The 1,192-nt window shown below is 76.8% G+C and carries 1 protein-coding gene; it reads left to right on the top strand.

Annotated features, from left to right (window positions below):
* A partial coding sequence (locus B7767_RS10750) for an FtsX-like permease family protein (RefSeq protein WP_143652342.1) occupies positions 1-1,192 on the top strand: 1,192 nt, incomplete at both ends.

Genomic DNA, 1,192 nt, shown 5'->3' with positions numbered 1-1,192 from the left:
CCACCGCCGCGTTCGCTCCGTACGCCGTCGAGGCGGGCCGTGCGCCCCGCGCCGACGACGAGGTCGTCGTCAGCGGCGACTGGACGCGGCCCGGCGCGCGGGTGCGCACGGACCACGGCACCGTGCGGGTCGTGGGCACCGTGGCCGACCGCGGCTTCGAGCACGCCGTCTTCCACACCGACGCGCGCGCCGCCGAGCTGTCCCCGGCCGTCGTCCAGCTGGTCGTGGACGCCGACCCGGCGGCCGTACGGGAAGCGGTGCGCGGAGCCGAGGGCGTCCGGGTCCTCACCGGGGACGGCCTCCGGTACGCCGACGCGGATCCCGGGCGGGACAGCGAGGCGCTGACCGCGATGAACGCCCTGTTCGGCACGGCGGGCGGGGTCTCCGCCTTCGTCTCGGTGTTCGTGGTGGCGTCCACCTTCGCCTTCGCGGTCGACCGGCGGCGCCGGGAGTTCGGACTGCTGCGCACCGCGGGGGCCACGCCGGGCCAGATACGGCGCATGGTGGCCGCCGAGGCCCTGCTGGTCGGGGTGCTCGCCTCGGCCGCCGGCTGCGCGTCCGGCGGGTACATGGCTCCCTCGCTGACCGCGTGGGTGGTCGACGTGGAGCTGGCGCCGGGCTGGTTCACGATCGGCGACGCGGTCTGGCCGTACCACGCGGCGTTCTGGACGGGGCTCCTCGTCGCCCTGAGCGGTGTCGTCGTCGCCTCCTGGCGGGCAGGCCGCACGGGCCCCGTCCAGGCGCTGCGCGAGGCGTCCGCCGACGGCGTGGCCCTGACGCGGGGACGGTGGTTGTGCGGCATGGCTCTGCTGCTGACCGCCGGAGTGACGCTCGCCGTGGCACTGCTCGGCGATCCGGGCGACCTGCTGCACCGCAAGACCTACGTCAGCCGGCCCATGCTGCTGGTCACCGCCGCCGCGCTGCTCGCCCCGCTCGTCGTACGCCCGCTCACGAGGCTGCTGCCCCGGCTTCCGGGGGCGATCGGCATGCTGGTGCGTGAGAACGCGGCCGCCGGAGTGCGCCGTACGGCCGCGGTCGCGGCGCCCGTGCTGGTCACGGTGGCCCTCGCGGGGTCGTTGCTCGGCGCCACCGCCACCCTGGACCGGGCCGGGGCCGTCGAGGCGCGGGAGCGGACCACCGCGGCGTTCGTCGTCACGGCCGCGGGTGACGGGGCCTTCGACGCGCGGACGCT

Source organism: Streptomyces sp. 13-12-16 (assembly GCF_002114215.1).
In the GTDB taxonomy this organism is placed as follows: domain Bacteria; phylum Actinomycetota; class Actinomycetes; order Streptomycetales; family Streptomycetaceae; genus Streptomyces.
This window is presented reverse-complemented; position numbering and strand designations above follow the sequence as displayed.